This window comes from Streptomyces specialis (genome assembly GCF_001493375.1).
GTDB classification, from domain to species: Bacteria; Actinomycetota; Actinomycetes; order Streptomycetales; family Streptomycetaceae; genus Streptomyces; species Streptomyces specialis.
This window is the reverse complement of sequence record NZ_LN929810.1, coordinates 1-4,124: the sequence shown is the minus strand read 5'-3', so window position 1 is coordinate 4,124 and position 4,124 is coordinate 1. Positions and strand designations below refer to the sequence as shown.

General features: G+C 74.6%; 2 protein-coding genes and 2 pseudogenes. All 4 read right to left on the bottom strand.

Going from position 1 to position 4,124, the window contains the following annotated elements; all coding sequences use genetic code 11:
• Nucleotides 1-125: 125 nt before the first annotated feature.
• Nucleotides 126-1,091 (bottom strand): annotated as a pseudogene (gene egtD, locus BN2279_RS30375) (L-histidine N(alpha)-methyltransferase); the annotation flags it as partial.
• A 99-nt stretch (nt 1,092-1,190) separates the two neighbouring features.
• Nucleotides 1,191-1,865, bottom strand: a pseudogene (gene egtC / locus BN2279_RS30370) (ergothioneine biosynthesis protein EgtC); the annotation flags it as partial.
• Complete coding sequence (gene egtB / locus BN2279_RS07470; protein ID WP_234347567.1) at nt 1,865-3,184, bottom strand: ergothioneine biosynthesis protein EgtB; 1,320 nt, start codon at nt 3,182-3,184, stop codon at nt 1,865-1,867. The gene egtB and the pseudogene egtC, both read right to left, overlap by 1 nt.
• Nucleotides 3,184-4,083 carry a glutamate-cysteine ligase family protein gene (locus tag BN2279_RS07465; RefSeq protein WP_059007709.1) on the bottom strand — a complete coding sequence of 300 codons (900 nt, stop codon included), beginning with the start codon at nt 4,081-4,083 and terminating at the stop codon, nt 3,184-3,186. The genes egtB and BN2279_RS07465 overlap by 1 nt, the downstream gene beginning before the upstream one ends.
• Nucleotides 4,084-4,124: the final 41 nt, after the last annotated feature.

Here is a 4,124-nt window from a genome sequence, read left to right as displayed (position 1 = left end):
ATGGTGTGAGGGCTAGTGTGACGGTAAAGAGCTTAAGGACAAAGGAGAGGGGGGGGGGGGGGGGGGGGAGGGGGGGGGGGGGGGGGGGGAGGGGGGGGGGGGAGGGGGGGGGGGGGGGTGGGGGTGGCCAGGACGAGGGCGAAGCGGCCCGCTTCGTCCGTCCACCAGTGGCGGACCGCGAGACCCGCCTCCGCCAGCTCCGAAGTGAGCCCGGCACGGCGGAACTTGACGGATATCTCGGTGCGCATCTCCTCCCCCGCCGCGAAATCGACCGTCAGATCGACGCCCGGGATCTTCACGGTGCGGGCGACGGTGGCCCGCAACCGCATCTCGATCCGCTCCTCCGGCACGTTCCACACCGCCCGGTGCTCGAAGGTGTCCGGGTCGAAGTCGGCGTCCAGCTCGCGGTTGATGACCTGCAGGACGTTCTTGTTGAACGCGGCCGTCACGCCCTGGCTGTCGTCGTAGGCCCGCACCAGCACGTCCGGGTCCTTCACCAGATCGGCGCCGAGGAGGAACGCGTCCCCGCCGCCGGTCAGTCCGGCCCGCACGGCGGCGAAGAACGCGGCACGCTGCGCCGTGTCCAGGTTGCCGATCGTGCCGCCGAGGAACGCGACCAGGCGCGGTCCCGTGGCGTCGGGCAGGGCGAGGTCGGCTTCGAAGTCGGTGACGGCCGCCTCGACGCGCAGGCCGGGATAGTCCCGGCACAGCGCCTCGCCGGCCTCCGTCAGCGCGGAGGGACTGACGTCGCGCGGGGCGTAACGGCTCAGCGTGCCCCGCCGGTCGAGGGCGTCCAGGAGCAGCCGCGTCTTGACGGAGGAGCCGGAGCCCAGCTCCACCAGGGTGCCGGCGCCGCTGGCGGCGGCGATCTCGTCGGCGCGGTGCTGGAGGATCTCGTGCTCCGCGCGGGTCGGGTAGTACTCGGGGAGCCGGGTGATCTCCTCGAACAGCACGCTGCCGCGGGCGTCGTAGAACCACTTGGGCGGCAGGATCTTGGGGTCGGCGGTGAGGCCCTCGGTCACGTCGGCGCGCAGGGTGCGGTCGAGGTAGCCGTCGGGGAGGCGGTGGTCGAGCGTGAAGCGGTCGTTCATGGTGGGGTGGGCTTCCCGGTGAGGTGCGGCGGCGTGCAGCGGTGTGGTGCTGACGCCTCCTGGGGTGGCCAAGAGGACGGTGTCTTCGGGGACTTCGCGCCAGTCGTCGCTGTCGTCGTCGGGTTCGGAGGCGACCAGCACCGCGCCGGGCCCGGTGCGGTACCACAGCGTGTCGCCCCGGCGGGTCGCGACGATGGAACGGCCGTCCGTGAGCAGCAGGTTGAGGCGGGCGCCCGGGCGGGCGGCGGCGGTCTGCCGGGTCACCGAGGCCAGCGCCCCGGCGGCCGCTTCCCCGTTCCGCAGCCGCCGGTGGACCATGGCCCAGAGCAACGCCGAGTCGCAGTGCGCCTCCAGCCCGAGCAGGTCGGCGGCGGGCAGGTCCGCGCCGGAGTCGGCGGGCAGCGACTCCCAGGCGTCGACACGCCCGTTGTGGCTGAACAGCCACCCGCCCGAGCGGAACGGCGCGGCGGCCGACGCGTCCTGGCTGGTGCCCGCGGTCGCGGAACGGACCGCGGCCAGGACGGCCCCGCTGCTGATGGTGCGGGCCAGGTCGGGCAGGTTGGTGTCGGCCCAGATCGGCACGGCCCGCCGGTACCGGGCGGGTGCGCGGTCCCCGGCGGACGGGTACCAGCCGACGCCGAACCCGTCCGCGTTGACCGTGCCGTAGCGCTGGCGGCGGGGCGCCCAGGACTGCTCGTACAGGCCGCCGGCCGGCTCGGTCAGCAGGCGGGCCAGCGGAACGGGCGGGCCCAGATAGGCCAGATGGCGGCACATCAGCGGTCCCCCTCCGCCGTCCGGCAGGTGCGGAAGCCGGCGAAGATCTGGCGGCGGATGGGGTAGTCCCAGTTGCGGAACGTGCCCCGGCAGGCGACCGGCGCGACCGCGAACGAGCCGCCGCGCAGCACCTTGTAGGACGGGCCGAAGAACACCTCGCTGTACTCCTTGTACGGGAACACGGCGAAGCCCGGGTACGGCTGGAAGTCGCTGGCGGTCCACTCCCACACGTCGCCGAGGAGTTGATGGATCCCGAGCGGAGACACCCCGGCCGGGAAGCTGCCCACGGCGGCCGGCCGCAGGTGCCGCTGGCCGAGGTTGGCGTGTTCGGGGCCGGGTTCGGCGTCGCCCCAGGGGTAACGCCGGGACTCGCCGGTGGCCGGGTCGTGGCGGGCGGCCTTCTCCCACTCGGCCTCGGTCGGCAGCCGCCGCCCGGCCCAGCGGGCGTACGCGTCGGCCTCGAACCAGCACACGTGCAGCACCGGTTCGTCCGGCGGCACCTCCTCCACGTGGCCGAACCGCCGCCGCAGCCACACCGATCCGCCGTCACGGAACCAGCACTGCGGCGCGTCCAGCTCCGCGGTCCGCCGGTGCTCCCAGCCCTCGGGCGTCCACCAGCGGGGGTCGTCGTAGCCGCCGTCCGCGATGAACTCCTGGTAGGCGGCGTTGGTCACCGGCACGGTGTCCAGCCAGAACGCGGGAACGTCCACCGTGTGCGCGGGCCGTTCGTTGTCCAGCGCCCAGGGGTCGGTCGAGGTGCCCATGGTGAACGGGCCGCCCGGGACGAGGACTTCACGCGGCAGCCGCGAGACGTCCACGGCGGCGGGCGGCGGTTCCGGGGCGTGCAGCACCGGTGGGCCCGAGCGCAGTTGATGCGTGGCGAGCATCGTCTCGCCGTGCTGCTGCTCGTGCTGGGCGACCATGCCGAACACGAAGCCGTCGGCGTGCAGCGGGTCACCGGCGAACGGCGACGCGGACAGCACGTCGAGGGCCTGTTCGCGGACCTGGCCCAGGTACTGGCGGGCCTGTGCCGGGCTGAGCAGGGGCAGCGCGGGCCGGTCGGCGCGCGGATGCCGGAACGCGTCGTACAGGTCGTCGAGTTCGGGACGGAGCGCGGGGCGGCGGCCGGCCTCGCGGACCAGCCACAGCTCCTCCTGATTGCCGACGTGCGCCAGGTCCCAGCCGAGCGGGGACATCAGCGGGGAGTGCTGGGCCATCAGCTCGTCGTCGTCGAGGCAGTCCGTGAGGGCGAGGGTTCTGGCGCGGGCCGACTCCAGCTCGGCCAGGGCCAGCGCGAGTCGTCGAGGTTGCCGGCTCATCAGGACAGTCCTTCCCATGGGGCGTGCGTCGCCGGGCTCCCGCCCGGCTCGGTCAGCAGATCGTCGGCGGGGCAGCGGCCCCGTTCGGGATAGCGGTCGGCGAACTCGGCGACGGCGGTCCGGACATGGGCGAGGGGGTCGCCGGAGGCGGCGAGCGCGGCGTCGGCCGCGGCGAAGCAGGCCCGCACGGCCTTGCCGATCGCCGGGTCGGCCGGGCCCAGCTTGGCGGCGCGGGCCCACACCTCGGGCGGCGGCAGGGCGAGATCCCCGCACAGCGGCTCGGTGGCCGCGTAGGCGGCGTCCGCCGCCACCGGATCGTCCAGCAGGACGGCCGCCAGGGCGGGGGCGATCAGCCAGCCGTCGCCGGGCTGGGCGTCGATCATCCGCAACTCCAGCCAGCCGCGCGGCCGTACGGGCGGGAACAGGGTCGTGAGGTGGTACTCCAGATCGTCCAGCACGGGCGGGCGCCCGACCCTCGCGCCGGTGAGCCAGGAGCGGAACGTCAGTCCGCGCGGCGCGGACCAGTCGGCGGATCCGTCGCGGCGCACGCACAGCAACTGCGCGTCCAGGGCGTAGTCGGCCCAGGCGTCGCGCGGGTCCGGGCCCCCGCCGGGGGCCGAGGTGCGGGTGGGGTCGATGCGCCGCCACACGGCCTGCCGGCTGGAGCCCCAGCCGGTCTTCCTGCCGCGCCACAGCGGTGAGTTGGCGAACGCCGCGATCAGCACCGGGCCCAGGCGGTGGGCCAGGCGCCAGCGGTAGCGGTAGCCGCGCGGCCCGTCGGAGTCGTCGCCCGCGTCCAGGCTGATCTGGACGGCGGCGGTGCCGCGCATCATCACCCGGCCCCAGGGGCCGCCGCGGTCGAAGTGCGCCTCCATGGCGCGGTAACGGGGGTGGGTCACCACCCTGTCCGTTATCCACATCCGAAGGGGCCGGCGAAGAG